General features: G+C 36.1%; 19 protein-coding genes and 1 rRNA gene. 1 reads left to right on the forward strand and 19 read right to left on the reverse strand.

Translation table 11 applies throughout. The features are described 5' to 3' along the window. The 11 genes from VIO64_RS00905 to VIO64_RS00955 all read right to left on the reverse strand — a co-directional run. Positions 1–59 (reverse strand): 16S ribosomal RNA (locus VIO64_RS00905); the annotation flags it as partial. A gap of 434 nt (positions 60–493) precedes the next feature. Further along, positions 494–928 carry an ATP-binding protein gene (locus VIO64_RS00910; protein WP_331914298.1) on the reverse strand — a complete coding sequence of 145 codons (435 nt, stop codon included), beginning with the start codon at positions 926–928 and terminating at the stop codon, positions 494–496. Positions 929–1,106: 178 nt separating this feature from the next. Then, on the reverse strand, positions 1,107–1,862 hold the full coding sequence (locus VIO64_RS00915; RefSeq protein ID WP_331914432.1) for a SigB/SigF/SigG family RNA polymerase sigma factor: 756 nt from the start codon (positions 1,860–1,862) through the stop codon (positions 1,107–1,109). Between the two features lie 10 nt (positions 1,863–1,872). Then, positions 1,873–2,259: an ATP-binding protein gene (locus tag VIO64_RS00920; protein ID WP_331914300.1), complete on the reverse strand. Its 387-nt coding sequence runs from the start codon at positions 2,257–2,259 to the stop codon at positions 1,873–1,875. A 4-nt stretch (positions 2,260–2,263) separates the two neighbouring features. Further along, positions 2,264–2,581: an STAS domain-containing protein gene (locus VIO64_RS00925; RefSeq protein WP_331914301.1), complete on the reverse strand. Its 318-nt coding sequence runs from the start codon at positions 2,579–2,581 to the stop codon at positions 2,264–2,266. A gap of 74 nt (positions 2,582–2,655) precedes the next feature. Beyond that, complete coding sequence (locus VIO64_RS00930) at positions 2,656–3,522, reverse strand: DnaJ domain-containing protein (protein ID WP_331914303.1); 867 nt, start codon at positions 3,520–3,522, stop codon at positions 2,656–2,658. Positions 3,523–3,559: 37 nt separating this feature from the next. Next, the gene (gene lysS / locus VIO64_RS00935; protein ID WP_331914305.1) at positions 3,560–5,053 is read right to left on the reverse strand and encodes a lysine--tRNA ligase; all 1,494 of its coding nucleotides are present in this window, start codon (positions 5,051–5,053) and stop codon (positions 3,560–3,562) included. Between the two features lie 116 nt (positions 5,054–5,169). Next, a complete protein-coding gene (greA, locus tag VIO64_RS00940; protein WP_331914307.1) occupies positions 5,170–5,646 on the reverse strand; it encodes a transcription elongation factor GreA in 477 nt (158 codons plus the stop codon). A 316-nt stretch (positions 5,647–5,962) separates the two neighbouring features. Next, positions 5,963–6,898, reverse strand: coding sequence for a hypothetical protein (locus tag VIO64_RS00945; RefSeq protein ID WP_331914309.1), 936 nt, complete (start codon positions 6,896–6,898; stop codon positions 5,963–5,965). 26 nt (positions 6,899–6,924) lie between these two features. Continuing rightward, positions 6,925–7,455, reverse strand: coding sequence for a spore maturation protein (locus VIO64_RS00950; protein ID WP_331914434.1), 531 nt, complete (start codon positions 7,453–7,455; stop codon positions 6,925–6,927). An 11-nt stretch (positions 7,456–7,466) separates the two neighbouring features. Then, positions 7,467–8,051 carry a nucleoside recognition domain-containing protein gene (locus VIO64_RS00955; protein ID WP_331914311.1) on the reverse strand — a complete coding sequence of 195 codons (585 nt, stop codon included), beginning with the start codon at positions 8,049–8,051 and terminating at the stop codon, positions 7,467–7,469. A 516-nt stretch (positions 8,052–8,567) separates the two neighbouring features. On the opposite strand from VIO64_RS00955, the gene VIO64_RS00960 reads away from it, so the two are divergent. After that, entirely contained in the window at positions 8,568–8,807 is a 240-nt protein-coding gene (locus VIO64_RS00960) for an AbrB/MazE/SpoVT family DNA-binding domain-containing protein (RefSeq protein ID WP_036945675.1), read from the forward strand. A gap of 84 nt (positions 8,808–8,891) precedes the next feature. On the opposite strand, the gene rsmI is transcribed toward VIO64_RS00960, so the two are convergent. From rsmI to VIO64_RS01000, 8 genes are all read right to left on the reverse strand, one after another. Next, a complete protein-coding gene (rsmI, locus tag VIO64_RS00965) occupies positions 8,892–9,740 on the reverse strand; it encodes a 16S rRNA (cytidine(1402)-2'-O)-methyltransferase (RefSeq protein WP_331914319.1) in 849 nt (282 codons plus the stop codon). Between the two features lies 1 nt (position 9,741). Continuing rightward, positions 9,742–10,458 (reverse strand): tRNA1(Val) (adenine(37)-N6)-methyltransferase, encoded by a 717-nt coding sequence (locus tag VIO64_RS00970; RefSeq protein ID WP_331914436.1) that lies wholly within the window; start codon positions 10,456–10,458, stop codon positions 9,742–9,744. A gap of 132 nt (positions 10,459–10,590) precedes the next feature. Then, positions 10,591–10,761, reverse strand: a complete 171-nt coding sequence (locus tag VIO64_RS00975; protein WP_331914321.1) for a DUF362 domain-containing protein — start codon at positions 10,759–10,761, stop codon at positions 10,591–10,593. Positions 10,762–10,920: 159 nt separating this feature from the next. Continuing rightward, positions 10,921–11,790 (reverse strand): stage 0 sporulation family protein, encoded by an 870-nt coding sequence (locus VIO64_RS00980; RefSeq protein WP_331914323.1) that lies wholly within the window; start codon positions 11,788–11,790, stop codon positions 10,921–10,923. 5 nt (positions 11,791–11,795) lie between these two features. Then, positions 11,796–12,806, reverse strand: a complete 1,011-nt coding sequence (locus tag VIO64_RS00985) for an ATP-binding protein (RefSeq protein ID WP_331914438.1) — start codon at positions 12,804–12,806, stop codon at positions 11,796–11,798. A gap of 50 nt (positions 12,807–12,856) precedes the next feature. Continuing rightward, positions 12,857–13,309: a YaaR family protein gene (locus tag VIO64_RS00990; protein WP_331914325.1), complete on the reverse strand. Its 453-nt coding sequence runs from the start codon at positions 13,307–13,309 to the stop codon at positions 12,857–12,859. Positions 13,310–13,332: 23 nt separating this feature from the next. Beyond that, positions 13,333–13,959, reverse strand: coding sequence for a dTMP kinase (tmk, locus tag VIO64_RS00995; protein WP_331914327.1), 627 nt, complete (start codon positions 13,957–13,959; stop codon positions 13,333–13,335). 33 nt (positions 13,960–13,992) lie between these two features. Further along, on the reverse strand, positions 13,993–15,432 hold the full coding sequence (locus VIO64_RS01000) for an aminotransferase class I/II-fold pyridoxal phosphate-dependent enzyme (RefSeq protein ID WP_331914329.1): 1,440 nt from the start codon (positions 15,430–15,432) through the stop codon (positions 13,993–13,995). Positions 15,433–15,443: the final 11 nt, after the last annotated feature.

Consider the following 15,443-nt stretch of genomic DNA (forward strand, 5'->3'; position numbering starts at 1 on the left):
TGCATGTGTTAGGCACGCCGCCAGCGTTCGTCCTGAGCCAGGATCAAACTCTCAAATTAATATTTGAAAATTTAATTAGCTCTTAAATTACTTACTAGCTTTTTATAAAGTTCGCAAGTTACTCAAATTTGATTTAGCTTACAAAAGCTTCATCTTAAAATTAACGAGTTTCTTTCGTCTTTTTACACTGTTTACTTTTCAAAGTCCATTGCTTCATGTGAAGCAGCTTTTATATATTACCATAATGTTTTTTTGCTGTCAACACTTTTTTTATTTTTATTTCGCTTTTCTTTTTGTCAACTCGTGAGCGACAGCTTTATTAATATACCACCAACTATATATATCTTTCAATATTATCTATATGCTAAATATGCTTATTGAACTGAATTATAACTAAATTTCTATTAAATACTCTTTAATTTTGCATTTTTCGCTAAAATTCTAAGTATCCATAACTATATAAAAAGCGAAAGATCAATAACTTTTCATATAATTATGAATTAATCCTCTTAAGCACAAGCACACGATTGCCCTTTCTATTAAATTTAAGCTTATCGCAAAGGCATTTTACAATTATTATTCCTCTGCCGCCTTCTAATAAAGAGCAGCAATTGTTAAGTCCGTCAGGTTCATTTTCTGAAATTGAGGTGTCCCGGCAATAGCCTTCCCCTTCGTCCTGTATTGAAAATAGGAGGTATTGATCGTTTATTAGTGCCGCAGATACTTTTACGCTTTTTTCATTGATACAATTATTGCCATGCTTTATTGCATTAATAATCAACTCATTCAATATCACTTTGGTGTCATAAACAAATCTATCGTCAACACCACATAGCCCATTTATCCTGTTAATTATCTCATTAACTACATTTCTGATATTTCCAATGTTACTGGCAATTTTAACATTATAGAACCTTTTCGTTTTCAAAGTACCCCCGCCTTAAATATATGATATATAAATATATTACCCACCGAAACAAATGGCTAAACTCTTGACGCTACATTTGTTTTACAGCCAAAAACACCTCAGATAAAAAATCGTCTGAAGTGTTTTAGCTATAAGCAAATAACATACTTAATCCTTTATATATTAATTTTGAATTATTCTATTTCGACAATATTTTGCGAAATTTATCAAGTATTTTTCTTTCCATTCGGGAAATATACATTTGTGATACCGAAAACTTTTCTGCAATCTCCTTTTGAGTTTTGTTACTGAAATAACGCATCTTTATAAATTCTTTTTCAGCATCATTAAAACTATCCAAGCTTTTTCCCAAAAAGTCCAGATTTTCAATCCTTTCAAATGTATGATCTTCTTCTCCGATAGTCTCATGCAGCTCTAAATCATCATCTGAAAATGCATTTTGGTCGAAGGACTGCATGTTGTATGCATTCCAGGATTCAATTATTTCGAGTACTGTTTCCTCGTCAATATTAAGGTACTTTGCTATTTCATCTACTCTAGGACTTCTGTTTAACTCCTGAGTCAGTGTATCCCTAGCCAGATTGACCTTTTGATAAACTTCATAAATTCTTCTGGGGATCCTGATTACCGACCCCTTGTCCCTGAAATATCTTTTTATTTCCCCTATAATTGTAGGTGTTGCAAAGCTTACAAACTTTACTCCCTTATCCGGACTAAAGCGTTCAACAGCTTTGATAAGTGCTATACAAGCTACCTGATAAATATCCTCGTAATCAACGCCTCTATTGACAAATTTTTTGGAGATTATCTCCGCAAGGTACATGAACCGATTAACAATGGTGTTTCTATTAGAAACACTGGGATTGTTCCTGTATAGTACGAAAATCTCATCATTATCTGCCTGGCTTAATGAAACATCTATATTATCATTCATATCAACCATTTCAACTTTTCCCTTCAATCACTTTTGATATAGACAATATATAACTGTCTGAACACAGCTCTACCTCATCCATTAGGGCATTTATTATCGAAAGTCCAAACTCATTATCGCTTCCGGTAAATATACACTTAAGTGATTCATCATCAGAATCAAAGATAACAGTTAACCTGTCCTTCTCAATCCTGAAAATTATTTTAACAAGCTCCTGTTTGGATCCTTCTACAGTAATTAGCTTGTTACAAACCTCTGCTATTGCGATCTTTATATCTTCAATAGAGTCAATATCAAAACCTATCCTGTTTGATATGCCTGAGGCTGTCAACCTTACAATACCGACATACTCAGCTTTTAACGGAAACTTAAGCTCTATGATATCAAAATTATCCATTTCGTCACTCCTCTATTATAAATACCTTATCAAGCCCTGTTATTATAAACAACTTTTTTAAATTATCTTTAAGATTAACAAGAAATATATTCTTATTTTTCGCTTTAACTCTTTTAAGAGCTCCCACGAAAATACCTAGACCAGTACTGTCTATGTACTTTAGGTTATCACAATGTATTTTTAAGTCAACATCAGCATTGTCTGCAGTATTATACAGCTTCTCCTTGAAGCCCTCAGACGAATATATGTCCAACTCACCTGCCAGATATATGTCTACAGAACTTTCATTCCGTTCTTCCCTATAACCTAATTCTTCTGCCATCTTTATCACTCCCGGATCATTTTATATTAAATATTACACAAAAACCGGTCATTAATCAACCGGTTTTTGTTCTGTTATTTTAACAGTAAATCAATAAGCTTCATTGTATTTTCATCATTATCTCCATCTACTCCAACGGAAAGTATAATTTTGAAATTTTCCAATCCAGTTCCTTTAAACAAACTGCTCTTTTCAACGCCAATACCATATACATGTTCAGTATCTTTATTTTTCAACTTCACTTTATAAATATTTTTAGCATCAATTTTATTTTCATATTTCTTGACAATATGATCCAACTCCTGCACTCTGTTGGTCATAGCCATCAACTTGTCAAAACGTTCTTTGTCAAGAAAATATGCATCTACTTTCCCGGTTCCCGACATTGTAACAAACTTCATTTCCATAGAAGATTCCACTGCAGGATTAGCTTTATCCCAAAATACAATTGGGTCTATTTGTACTTCTTTTGTGCCTGAAATACCGGCCTCAATCTTGTCTTCCAACGTTTCAACACCCTGGCTGGGATAAAGTCCTACTAGCTTTATTATAAGGTCCGGCTCTACATTAGTAACTATGGATTTTATAAGTAAAAACACACTTACTAAAACTATTATACCGATAATTACAGGTATTTTATAGTAATATATAACATTTCCCAACTTCTTTTCATCCACGTTAATCTTTTTCAAGATAGGATTAGGGGGCTTTTTAGCCTCCTCTGACAATTTACCTCCTGCCAACGAATCAAAGTCGTATCCCATAAGTAAATTATATGCCGCCTCAATCTCTTCTATACTGCGTTTTCTATCTTCATCAGATTTAATGTTTTTATCGCCCTTATACTTCTTCATCAGCAAGTTGTATCTTTTTATTATATCATCTTTACCTGCTTCTTTTTTTAATCCCAACACTTCATAAGAATCCCTTTGTTCAGCCATCTAACTTTCCTCCAGCCATACTTCAGTAATGGATATTTTAATCACGGGGCTTCATTGTAGGGAACAACAATATATCTCTTATTGAATAGGAGTCGGTAAGAAGCATAATAAGCCTGTCTATCCCAATACCCAGACCGCCTGTTGGCGGCATACCGTATTCCAATGCAGTAAGGAAATCTTCATCCATCATGTTTGCTTCCTCGTCGCCAGCTTCCCTCTTCTTCACCTGACTTACAAATCTATCCCTTTGATCTAAAGGATCATTTAACTCTGAATATGCATTAGCCATTTCCCTGCCGGTTATAAACAGCTCAAACCTTTCTGTCAGCTCAGGCCTGTCCGGCTTCCTCTTTGTGAGAGGTGAAACCTCAACAGGATAGTCCATGATAAATGTTGGTTGTATAAGGTGTTCTTCGACAAATTCTTCAAACATCAGGTTAAGAATTTCGCCCTTTGTTAGACTTCCATTTATGTGAACCTTTTTGTCTTTTGCAATTTGTCTTGCTTCCTCATCGCTTCCAACCTGGTCAAAATCTATGCCGGTGTGCTTTTTCACCGCCTCTACCATAGTCATTCTGTTCCATGGCGGTGCAAGGTCAATTTCCTGTCCCTGATAACTTATCTTCGTAGTGCCAAGAACCTTTTCCGCCACTGAGGAGATAAGGTTTTCAGTCAATTCCATCATACCCTTATAGTCATTATACGCCTCATATACTTCCATCAATGTAAACTCAGGATTATGTTTTACCGACATGCCTTCATTCCTGAACATCCTTCCCATCTCATATACCTTTTCAAGACCGCCTACTATAAGTCTTTTTAAATAGAGTTCAGGAGCTATTCTTAAGTACAGGTCAATATCAAGGGTATTGTGATGTGTGATAAAAGGCTTTGCTGATGCCCCACCAGGTATAGTATTAAGAAGTGGTGTGTCAACTTCTAGAAAGCCTCTGTTATCGAGAAACTCTCTAACCGCTTTTATTATCTTGCTTCTTACCATGAATGTATTTCTGACCTCAGGATTTACAATGAGGTCCACATATCTTTGTCTGTACCTTAAATCCATATCCTTAAGTCCATGCCACTTCTCAGGCAGAGGCTGCAAAGACTTGGTCAAAAGAGTTATTTCTTTTACCTTAATGGAAATTTCTCCCGAGTTAGTTTTAAATACTTCACCACTAACTCCAACTATATCTCCAATATCAAACTTCTTAAATTCACTATAGCTTTCCTCACCGATTCCATCAACACGTACATATAGCTGAATTTTTCCGTCCCTATCCTGGAGATTACAGAAACCAGCCTTACCCATGCCTCTTTTAGACATAATTCTGCCTGCTAGGGTAACCGATTTTCCTTCCATTTCCTCAAAGTTATCCAATATATATTTAGCGGAACAATTAACATCAAATTTGACAATCTTAAAAGGGTCCTTATCGTTATTCTGCAATTCTGCCAATTTAGCCCTTCTAACCCTAAGTAGTTCGTTTAAATCCTGCAACTCATTATTTTGTTCAATGTTTTCAGACATCTTTATCCTCCTAAAAAACTAAATGTAAACCCGAATTTTTCAACAAAATAACAGCTTACACGATATGTAAACTGTTATCCTCGTCTATTATATATAAATATAGGCATCATTACAAGTTATTTGTGAATCTCAAGAATTTTAAAGTTAATAATTCCATCAGGCACGACAACATCAACAGATTCACCGATTTTCTTCCCTATAAGGGCACTACCTACAGGAGATTCATTTGATATTTTAAACTTTGACGGATCTGCTTCTGTTGAACCAACTATATAATACTCAACCTCTTCATTGAATTCAATGTCAAGAAGTCTGACCTTAGATCCCAAGCTTACTACCTCAGTGCTTACTTCATCTTCATCAATTACCTTGGCATGTTTTAACATGGTTTCTATTTGAACAATTCTTCCCTCAATATGGGCTTGCTCGTTTTTAGCTTCATCATACTCAGAGTTCTCAGAAATATCTCCAAAGGAGAGTGCTTGCTTTATTCTTTCAGCAATTTCTCTTCTTTTAATGCCTTTCAAATATTCCAATTCTTCCTCTAACTTTTTTAACCCTTCATAAGTCAAAACAACTTCTTTGCTGGTCATTTGAAGTTCTCCTTTTATTAAAATTTGTGTTGATAATATATGCAATTCTAACTAATTTATTCTTACGCACCTAACCTTCTAAAGAAACAATACGTTTCATTTAGTGCTATTCTGATACACATTTGTTTCAACACTGTCTCAAGGCTCTTAATTAAACAAAAAGTGACCGATTAGAATTAAATATAAAAATTAAACTGCATGTACAAAAACTGCACGGCATTTAATTATTTTTCACCATTATAAAATACAAAATATCTATTGTCAAGAATTACAGTTTTGGTGCATGCTTCATAATTAGGCAAACACCGCTTTAACTTCACTCAAACCCTTCCAGTGTATAGCCATCCTTTTTAAATACCGATTCTACCTTATTAATAAAATCCAAATCACATTTTTCCCCATCCCCAATGTTAATGAGCCCTGCTTTAGATAGTATAAATATTTCAGCAAGCTCATTAACCTTATACATCTCCAATAAACTTTCATCCAAATTCGATGTAATAGATGGCGGCAGTGATACTTTAATATCGTTAATAACCCATACCTTTTTATAAACGTCCGCTGTCCTTCCATAATTTAAAATTATGGACTTTTCCCTTAGAAAACATTTAAATTCCTCTATGTCCCCCATATTGATTACTATATCAGACCGCTTTAGTGCATTGCTGTAATCTCCCGATACAACTATGGATGTACCAGTTTCATAATAAATCTCTTCAGTATCCTTTTTTATACATTCGTCCCTTGTTATTATCGTGATAAACTTAATAAAGCTTGATAATAGTTTTACAACACTCATTAATTCCCTTTTATCATTACCATGTATAATAGTAATATCTATAGAACTTGCATCCAATTTTTTTGTTGTACAAATCTTATTTATGATACTTGTCAATAATGCTCTATACAAAATTTGTCCGCTATAAGTTCTTTTATAAAAGTTTTCTCCTCCCATATCTCCTTCTGATGCAAAGGGCAGAATAGAATATTTTACACCATTGGCACAGCCAATTTCCATGGCACCCCTTAAGACCTTTTCTCTTTTTTTTAAATTCAGGCTCCTATATTTTTCTATGCTGTATGGTATCTTTATTAAATTAATTATCAAGCCATCGCATAGTTCCACTTTTTGAAACCAATTGGGTTTATCATGTCCTCTAAACTTTTTAATCATTTTTAGAAAAGCATTTTTTATGCTTTTTTCTTCTTGTAAATTATCGTTTTTGAAAACTGCAATACTATAATTATCCATAAACACTCCTTTTATAAAGTATAAGTTTATGTACCGAACATATATGCACACACCCACACTGACACCAACACACTGACGCATTCTGCAATTAGGGCAGCTGCCAGTGTATGTCTTATGTTCTTTATACCTACAGAACCGTAATAAACAGTCAATGTATAAAATATTGTCTCCGTTGATCCCATCATTGTTGAGACTACTCTTCCTATATAGGAGTCAGCACCAAAGCTCTTCATTATATCCGATACCAGAGCCAGGGAGGCACTTCCGGAAATAGGCCTTAAAAATGCAAGGGGCAAAACCTCAGACGGAATTCCCATTATGAAAGCCAACGGCTTGGTCGCATATATTAAAAGATCCAAAGCCCCTGATGCTCTGAAAACACCTATTGCCACCATGAGACCGATAAGAGATGGCATAATTCTTATTATTGTACTTATACCTTCCTTTGCATTTTCAACAAAAACATCATATACCTTTACATTTTTAATAGCTCCTGCAATTAATATAACTGCAAAAATAAGGGGTACAGTTAGATTTGAAATATCCTTAAGAATGATTCCTCAACTCCCTAACGGTTTCTTTTTAGGTTTCCCAATACCTTAACGGCAATTATCCCCGTCACTGCAGCTGAAGCAGATGCTACCCATATCGGTATAATTACCTCTGCAGGATTGGTTGATCCCGCCGAAGATCTTAGAGCTATAATTGTTGCAGGCACTAATTGGATAGCCGATGCATTTAGTATAAGGAACATAACCATGGAATCAGAAGCTGTTTCCTTTGAGGTGTTATGCTTTTGAAGCTCATTCATAGCTTTTAGTCCTAATGGCGTAGCAGCATTACCCAAACCTAAAAAGTTAGCAGCCATATTCATTACTATTGCTCCTATAGCCGGACTTTTTTTAGGTATTTGAGGGAACAACAGTCTAATAAGGGGTGATACCAGATAAGCTATCTTATTTAACAGTCCGCTTTTCTCTGCAACACCCATTAAACCCGTCCACAGACATAATATGCCAAGGAGGCCTATCGAAAGCTCGACGGCTGATTTTGATGAATTAAATGCTGCTTGAGTAACCTCTTCAAGCCTGCCGTTTAATCCACCAATAACAAAACCTATTAACAGCATTCCCATCCAGATATAATTAAGCATGGATTTCCTCTTGATATAGACATCGAACTGCAAAGTTATTTCTGTTCGTAATCTATATATAAATGACTGAAAATATATACTTATTTATATGAAGGGTAAATACCGTATATGTTTTACTTTTTTATAATATATAACAAATGTTTAAAAGTGGTTATTATAAACCATTATTGTATCGTCCACTTTACAATTATAACAATTTCTTGAAGTGATTTTTATAATTAAAAATCGCAATCTTTGTCGAATCCTGTCGCGGTTTTTTATTTATCCTTACCAGTTAATTTTTTCTTTTTTTAGAAGCTAATTGTACTCAGTTATCAGGATAAAAATCAACCAAGATTTATACATGTAAGCTATAGTTCATACAACTGCGTTTTGGGTTTTTCCCATTATTTTACTAAAACCTAAACAAACATTTTTTAGAATTTTTTAAAATTTATTGTTGACGTTAGCTGGAATTTATGCTACTATAAAAATGCAAAGTTTGTCGAATACTGTAATTTTAGAGGAGGAAAAAAAATGAAATCTACTGGAATTGTTAGAAAAGTTGATGAGTTAGGAAGGGTTGTACTTCCAATCGAATTAAGAAGAACACTTGACATCGCAGAAAAGGATGCTTTAGAAATATACGTAGATGGTCAGACAATCATACTCAAGAAATACGAACCAGCTTGCATATTCTGTGGAAATGCTAAAGATGTTTCAGTATACAAGGGCAAAAACATTTGTCCCGACTGTATGAGAGAATTAAAGAAATAATAACACTTATAATTAAGGGCTGTTTAAATACAGTCCTTTTTCATTTCTATTTTTTATCTTTTTTATTTTTATTTAATCAAATAGCTATTTTATCATACAACTATTGTATACATCTCTTTTGCTAAGACCTCGATCGGCGGCTACTTTAGATATTGCCTCCTTTTTTGTCATACCTTCATCCATATACATATTTATATGTTCTTCAAGACTAACACTGCTCCATTTTTCGTTCCGTTCCTCTTCTATTTCCTCTTCGTTAGCTCCTTCAACCATTAGGACGTATTCACCTTTAGGCGATTTCTCATCATAATAATTCAATGCTTCCTTAAGGCTTAGGCGTAAATACTCCTCAAACTTTTTGGTAAGCTCTCTTGCAAGTACAATCCTTCTATCGCCCAGGGTTTCATACAAATCCTTCAGGGTATAGATTAGTTTATGAGGAGCTTCATAAAATACCATTGTTCTCACTTCGCCCTTAAGCTGGTTCAACCTGTCCTTTCTGACCTTTTTATTCATGGGGAGAAACCCCTCAAAAACAAAGCGGCCGCACTTAAGGCCTGATGCCGTTATACCTGCTATAGCAGCTACCGGCCCCGGAATGGAAGTTATATTAATATTGTTTTTGATGGCCAGTTTAACCAGGTCCTCTCCCGGGTCTGAAATTGCTGGTGTTCCCGCGTCAGAAACCAGGGCTATTTCCTTTCCATCTAAAAGCTGTTCAATGAGATAATTGCCTTTAACTGTTTTATTATGCTCATAATAGCTTACCAAAGGCTTTTTTATTTCCAGGTGGTTTAATAGCTTCAATGTCTGCCGCGTATCCTCTGCGGCAATAATGTCCACCTGCTTTAAAACATTTATTGCCCTTAATGTTATATCTTCAAGATTGCCTATTGGTGTTGCAACAAGATACAGAATTCCCTTTTCACTCAATTTATAATTCTCCTCTTTGATATATCTCGTCTATCTCCTTTGAAAACTTACCGCTCTCGTCATAAACATATAACGGTTCCATCATTTTAAGTTCAGGGTTGCCGCCTCTAAAACCCTTCACAAGCACAAGGTTGGCACGCTTATAGGGAGAAGGATGAACAAACCTTAAAAACTTGGGCTCTATTTTATATTGCCTCATGAGGAATAATATATCAACCAACCGCTGCGGCCTGTGAACCATGGCAAATTGCCCCCCTGGAACAAGAAGCCTTGAGCTAACCCTTATTATATCCTCTAAAGTACATAAAATCTCATGTCTGGCAATTGACTTCGTATCAGAGGGGTTCACTAGCCCTCTGCCAATACTCATATATGGAGGATTTGTAACAACACAGTTAAACCTTGAACTGCCGAAACGTTCTACACTTTCCTTGATATCAGCACAAACAATCTTAACCCTGTTACACTGACAGTTAAGCGAAACACTCCGGGCTGCCATTTCCGCCATATCAGACTGAATTTCAAGTCCCGTTATTGATTTGGCTTCAGTCTTTCCTGCCAGCAAAATGGGTATTATGCCTGTCCCTGTTCCTAAATCAATGACATCATCATTCTTTTTTACACTCAAGAAATGGCTCAAAATAACTGCATCGACACCAAACTTGAATCCATCTTTTTTTTGAATTATTTTAAGGCCTTTAAACTGAAGATCGTCCATGACCTCATTTTCGTTTATTATTATATCCACCGCTTACCCATACCTCTTTTAGAGCACACCATAATTTTTCACCACATTAATAAAGTCGGGCAAAGATTTCATAATCTCCGCCCGACCCTATCTAAAATTCAATTACTGTTCCTTTGGTGCATCAACAGGGCAAACATTTGCACAAGCACCACATGAAATACATGCATCTGCATCTATAACATATGCTTTATCCCCAGCAGCTATACAGGAAACAGGGCATTCTGATTCACAAGCTCCACAGCTAATACATGATTCTTCAATAAAATATGCCATCAAAAAACACCTCCTTGATAATTTTCACAAACAGCAAATACTTACGCTACAAATTGCTTTATTAAAAGTGATACACATCCATAACACTTTTAATATATTATCGACTTTACTATTTTACCACCAATGCTCATTAAAGGAAACTCTTTTTTTTATTTTTTCCTAATCTTCCAAACTCTTTAGCTCTTCTATATTTATATCGGAGTCTTCCTCTTTGGCTACGTCCTTGATTACCTTTACCTCATCAGCCTTATAAATCTGCAAATCCGTCTCATTGCCCTTATCCATTTTTACCTTTACAAGCTCTTTAAGTAGGCTTATCTCCATAACAGTTCCCTGGCCGCCAGGAGTACTGACAATTGCACCGACTCTTGGAACCCTTGAAAGGATTTCTTCATATGCATCCTGCTCATACTTCAAACAACACATGAGCCTTCCGCATGTACCGGATATTTTTGTAGGGTTCAAAGAAAGGCACTGCTCTTTCGCCATCTTTATGGAAACAGGCTGAAACTCGCCAAGATATGAATTACAGCATAAAACACGTCCGCATACGCCTATACCGCCAAGCATTTTAGCTTCATCCCTGACTCCAATCTGTCTTAGTTCAATCCTTGTTTTGAAGACTGATGCAAGGTCTTTAACCAGCTCCCTGAAGTCCACTCTGCCGTCGGCAGTAAAGTAAAACAATACTTTGTTATTATCAAATGTATACTCTACATCAATTAATTTCATATCAAGATTGTGGTCTTTTATTTTTTTCAAGCAAATATTGAATGCGTCATCTTCCTTCTTTTTATTATCATCAGAGTGCTTTTTGTCCTCTTCGGTTGCAATTCTGATTACCGGCTTTAACGGGGCAACAATCTCTTCCTCAGCCACTTCCCTTATGGGAATAACTACAAGCCCGAACTCCACACCTCTTGCCGTTTCCACAATAACATTTGTGTTAACTTCTATTTCCAAATCACCGGGATCAAAGAAATAAATCTTTCCTGCACTTTTAAACCTAACCCCAACCACCTTTACCATCTATATTACTCCTCCTGAAGTTTCATAAGCATTACTTCTATTGAAAGCTGAAAATTAGCATTCTGCTGCAAAATTCTCTTGGTATTCTCAATAAGCTCAATATTGTCACCGAGCTTCCCCACAGTGAATTTTGCAATATTATTTAATATGATACCCTTTTTATCGGAATTAATCAACATTTTTTCATTTTTGGTCTTTTTGTATATAAGTAAATCCCTGTAAAACGTCTGCATTATATCCAATATGGTATCTATATCACTTTTATTTTCTTCAAAAAATTTAGCGGCATTAAAAATATCGTCGGCTTTTTTAGTGCTCAATTTTAAAATCACATTTATAGACTCTTCCCTAATCCGGACAAATTCTTCTGATCCCGCAATATCCAAAGCATTTCCGGCAATACCGTCTGAAAAGGAAAGCACAAAATCCATGTTATTAACAGGCTTGTCCATCCATAAATCCAAAATAGCCCTTAATTCTTCATTATTGTACTTTTTGAACGGAATTCTCGAGACTCTTGAACGAATGGTTTCCATAAGAGCTTCATAATTGGACGCAGTCAGAATTATAACCGCATATGAAGGCGGTTCCTCAAGTGTCTTTAACAGGCAATTCTGTGCCTGTACAGTCATCTTGTCCGCCTCAATAATAAGGTATACCTTTCTGGAGGAATAAAGCGGTTTTATTATAACTTCACTCTGAATCTTTCTTATCTCATCTACACCAATGCTGCCTTCTCCTGCATCAATTATATGAAAATCAGGATTAGTATTATTGTCAAATGTTTTGCACGCAAAACACTGACCACATCTCATATCTCCCGATTGCTTTTCACATAAAAGCATACCTGAAAAAATCTTTGCAAAACTCTTCTTACCTATTCCTCTTGGACCAGTAAAGACATAAGCATGAGATACCTTATTGCCTTTTATTGAATTTTCAAGAATCCCTTTTATCTCACCCTGCCCAATAAGACCGTTAAATATAGCTATACACCCCTTTGTCCAATGTCCAATATTGCAAAATCACTCCGTGATTTTGTTTCTTCCCGGCATTTTAGCCTTTCTTACATGGTTATATCCAGAATCAGTCCTCTTATATCATCAAGCCTTTGGAGGATCTGAATGTTGTCTTTTTCGTCTTTAAGAAACTCTTTGGCAAGCAAATCCAGCTCTTCATTAATCCTCTTTATGACAGCATAAACCTTATGCCTTCCACGTCTATCCAAAAAGCTCTTCTTGGAAAATTTATGAGAGTTATTTACTATCTCGTCCAAAAACTCAGAAATCATGGTCTTATAAACTTTAAAGTCTCTGATATCTATTTTCTTTGATAGCTTCTCACCCTGTTCAACTATTTTGTTCAGCATGTTCCTTACACGCTCATCAAAATTGCTGGTCTCAGCCTGGGCAAGCTTTGTCTGAAAAGTACCGCTTCTTGACTCTGAAACCTTTCTGTCTTCACGACTTCGGGGTTCACTAATATTGGCAGTATTTTCTCCAAAATTCCGAACCTTCATTCTGAATCACTCCAAACCAAAGTTTATAAATTCATTAGTTCGTCCAAGCAGTTTTTAACTTCGTTGAATATTTCTTCTATACTCCTGTCACTGTCTATGCAATTAATTCTATCAGGATAGAGCATCGCCAGCTTTTTGTATCCATTATATACTCTTTTATGAAAATTCATTTTTTCCTTTTCAATCCTATCCAGTCCCGTTGAATTGATTCTTCTTTTCAATGCATCCGCCGGATCAATGTCAAAAAACAATGTAATATCCGGCACCAATCCATCAAGAGCTATTCTGTTTACATCTGTAATAATCTTAAGATCAATGCCCCTTCCAAATCCCTGGTAAACATAGCTGGAATCAACAAACCTGTCGCAGATGACAACCTTGCCTTTTTCTATTGCAGGCCTTATAACCTCCGACACCAACTGGGAACGAGCAGACGCATACAAAAGCATTTCGGTGATTATCCCCATTTCAGAGTTCTGAGAGTCCAGCAATATATCTCTTATTTTTTCACCTATATTGGTCCCTCCAGGCTCCCTTGTAAGCACCACCGATTTATTCTTGCTCTTTAGATACTCCTCTATCAACTTAATCTGTGTAGTCTTTCCAGACCCATCAGTGCCCTCAACTGTAATAAAATACCCTCTGCCCATGACACCCTCCAACAACATACATTTATATAGTAATTAGAAATCAATAACTTCTATTTCATTGTGTTTTCCGATACCGTTAACGTTTCCTCCCTGCTCACGCAAGCTTAATAAGGCTTCGATAACATCACGGCTAATACGTTCACCGGGACAAACAGCCGGTATGCCTGGCGGATAAGGAGTTATTGTGCCTTTTGCAATCATGCCTGCAGCAGAATTAAGCTCTACAATTTTTGACCTTGAGTTAAACGCCTCTTTTAACGGTATCACTTGCTCCGAAATATCATAAATCCTAAAACATGTATCTATATTAATATCGGATATTTTTCCTTCCCTAACAACTCTGTTCCTGATATCTTGAAGTGCCAGATAAAGCCTTTCAAAATCATCCCTGGTATCGGAAACAGTTGTTATGCACACAATATTGCCCATATCGGACATTTCAACCTGTATATTATAATCAAATCTTAATAACCTTTCAACCTCAAATCCAGTAAGCCCTGTCCTGCTTACGTTTATAACCAGTCTGGTCTTGTCGGTCTGTATGCTTCCAGTTTTGACCTCAGACAAAACAGTAAACTCATTAAAGAATTTTAAAGAGTTTATGAACCACTTTATATTATAAAGAAGGTTTTCAAAAAGAGCCTCACCCTCTGTTTCCATAATGGCTCTTGAATAGTCAAGTGATGACATTATCACGTATGAAGGACTTGTAGTTTGAAGCATACCCAAAATATATTTCAGCTTTTCCATATCAATTTTTTGTGATTTTACATGAAGATATGCCCCTTGCGTAAACGCAGGAAGGGTTTTGTGAGCACTTTGAACACATATATCGGCACCAAGGTCCATGGCACACCGGGGAAGCTTGCTGCTAAACTTAAGGTGTGCACCATGGGCCTCATCCACAGCTAAAACCTTCCCATATGATGCCGCAATTTCAGCAATGGACTTCAAATCGGAACAGATTCCGTAATAGTTGGGTCTTGTTAATAATATACCTGCACAATCATGATTTTTTTCAAAGGCCTCACAAACCTTTTCCGGTGATATGGTGCCAGGAACGCCAAATTCCCGGTCAAAATCGGGAGTAATATAATAAGGCTCCACTCCTGCAAGCATCATCCCGCCTATTACCGACTTATGGCAATCTCGACTTACTATTAGTTTGTCACCCGGATTGCATATAGTTCTTATAATAGCATGGATACCGGATGTAGAGCCATTAACAAGAAAAAAGGTTTTATCTGCACCGAAAGCCGTAGCGGCCAGTTCTAGAGCTTCCTTTATTATTCCTTCCGGAAAGTGCAGGTTATCAAGCAATGGAATCTCTGTCAAATCCATTGCTGCAATTTGGTCAAAATGACCCTTTTTAAACCCTTTTCCCATTTTATGCCCCGGCATATGAAAAGGAAGCGGACCGGAAGAGATATACCTTTTAATCTCATTTAATACAGGTGCATTAAATTCCACCATAAATCCCCTTA

The sequence above is a fragment of the Pseudobacteroides sp. genome, from assembly GCF_036567765.1.
GTDB lineage: Bacteria > Bacillota > Clostridia > Acetivibrionales > DSM-2933 > Pseudobacteroides.

Excerpts from the sequence above, each read along its gene's own strand:
- VIO64_RS00920 (WP_331914300.1), bottom strand. The coding sequence starts at position 2,259 with ATGGATAATTTTGATATCATAGAGCTTAAGTTTCCGTTAAAAGCTGAG.
- VIO64_RS00945 (WP_331914309.1), bottom strand. The coding sequence starts at position 6,898 with ATGGATAATTATAGTATTGCAGTTTTCAAAAACGATAATTTACAAGAA.
- VIO64_RS00930 (WP_331914303.1), bottom strand. The coding sequence starts at position 3,522 with ATGGCTGAACAAAGGGATTCTTATGAAGTGTTGGGATTAAAAAAAGAA.
- VIO64_RS00970 (WP_331914436.1), bottom strand. The coding sequence starts at position 10,458 with ATGGACGATCTTCAGTTTAAAGGCCTTAAAATAATTCAAAAAAAAGAT.
- VIO64_RS00990 (WP_331914325.1), bottom strand. The coding sequence starts at position 13,309 with ATGAAGGTTCGGAATTTTGGAGAAAATACTGCCAATATTAGTGAACCC.
- VIO64_RS00955 (WP_331914311.1), bottom strand. The coding sequence starts at position 8,051 with ATGCTTAATTATATCTGGATGGGAATGCTGTTAATAGGTTTTGTTATT.
- tmk (WP_331914327.1), bottom strand. The coding sequence starts at position 13,959 with ATGGGCAGAGGGTATTTTATTACAGTTGAGGGCACTGATGGGTCTGGA.
- greA (WP_331914307.1), bottom strand. The coding sequence starts at position 5,646 with ATGACCAGCAAAGAAGTTGTTTTGACTTATGAAGGGTTAAAAAAGTTA.
- VIO64_RS00925 (WP_331914301.1), bottom strand. The coding sequence starts at position 2,581 with ATGGCAGAAGAATTAGGTTATAGGGAAGAACGGAATGAAAGTTCTGTA.
- lysS (WP_331914305.1), bottom strand. The coding sequence starts at position 5,053 with ATGTCTGAAAACATTGAACAAAATAATGAGTTGCAGGATTTAAACGAA.
- VIO64_RS00960 (WP_036945675.1), top strand. The coding sequence starts at position 8,568 with ATGAAATCTACTGGAATTGTTAGAAAAGTTGATGAGTTAGGAAGGGTT.
- VIO64_RS00980 (WP_331914323.1), bottom strand. The coding sequence starts at position 11,790 with ATGGTAAAGGTGGTTGGGGTTAGGTTTAAAAGTGCAGGAAAGATTTAT.
- VIO64_RS00915 (WP_331914432.1), bottom strand. The coding sequence starts at position 1,862 with ATGAATGATAATATAGATGTTTCATTAAGCCAGGCAGATAATGATGAG.
- VIO64_RS00975 (WP_331914321.1), bottom strand. The coding sequence starts at position 10,761 with ATGGCATATTTTATTGAAGAATCATGTATTAGCTGTGGAGCTTGTGAA.
- VIO64_RS01000 (WP_331914329.1), bottom strand. The coding sequence starts at position 15,432 with ATGGTGGAATTTAATGCACCTGTATTAAATGAGATTAAAAGGTATATC.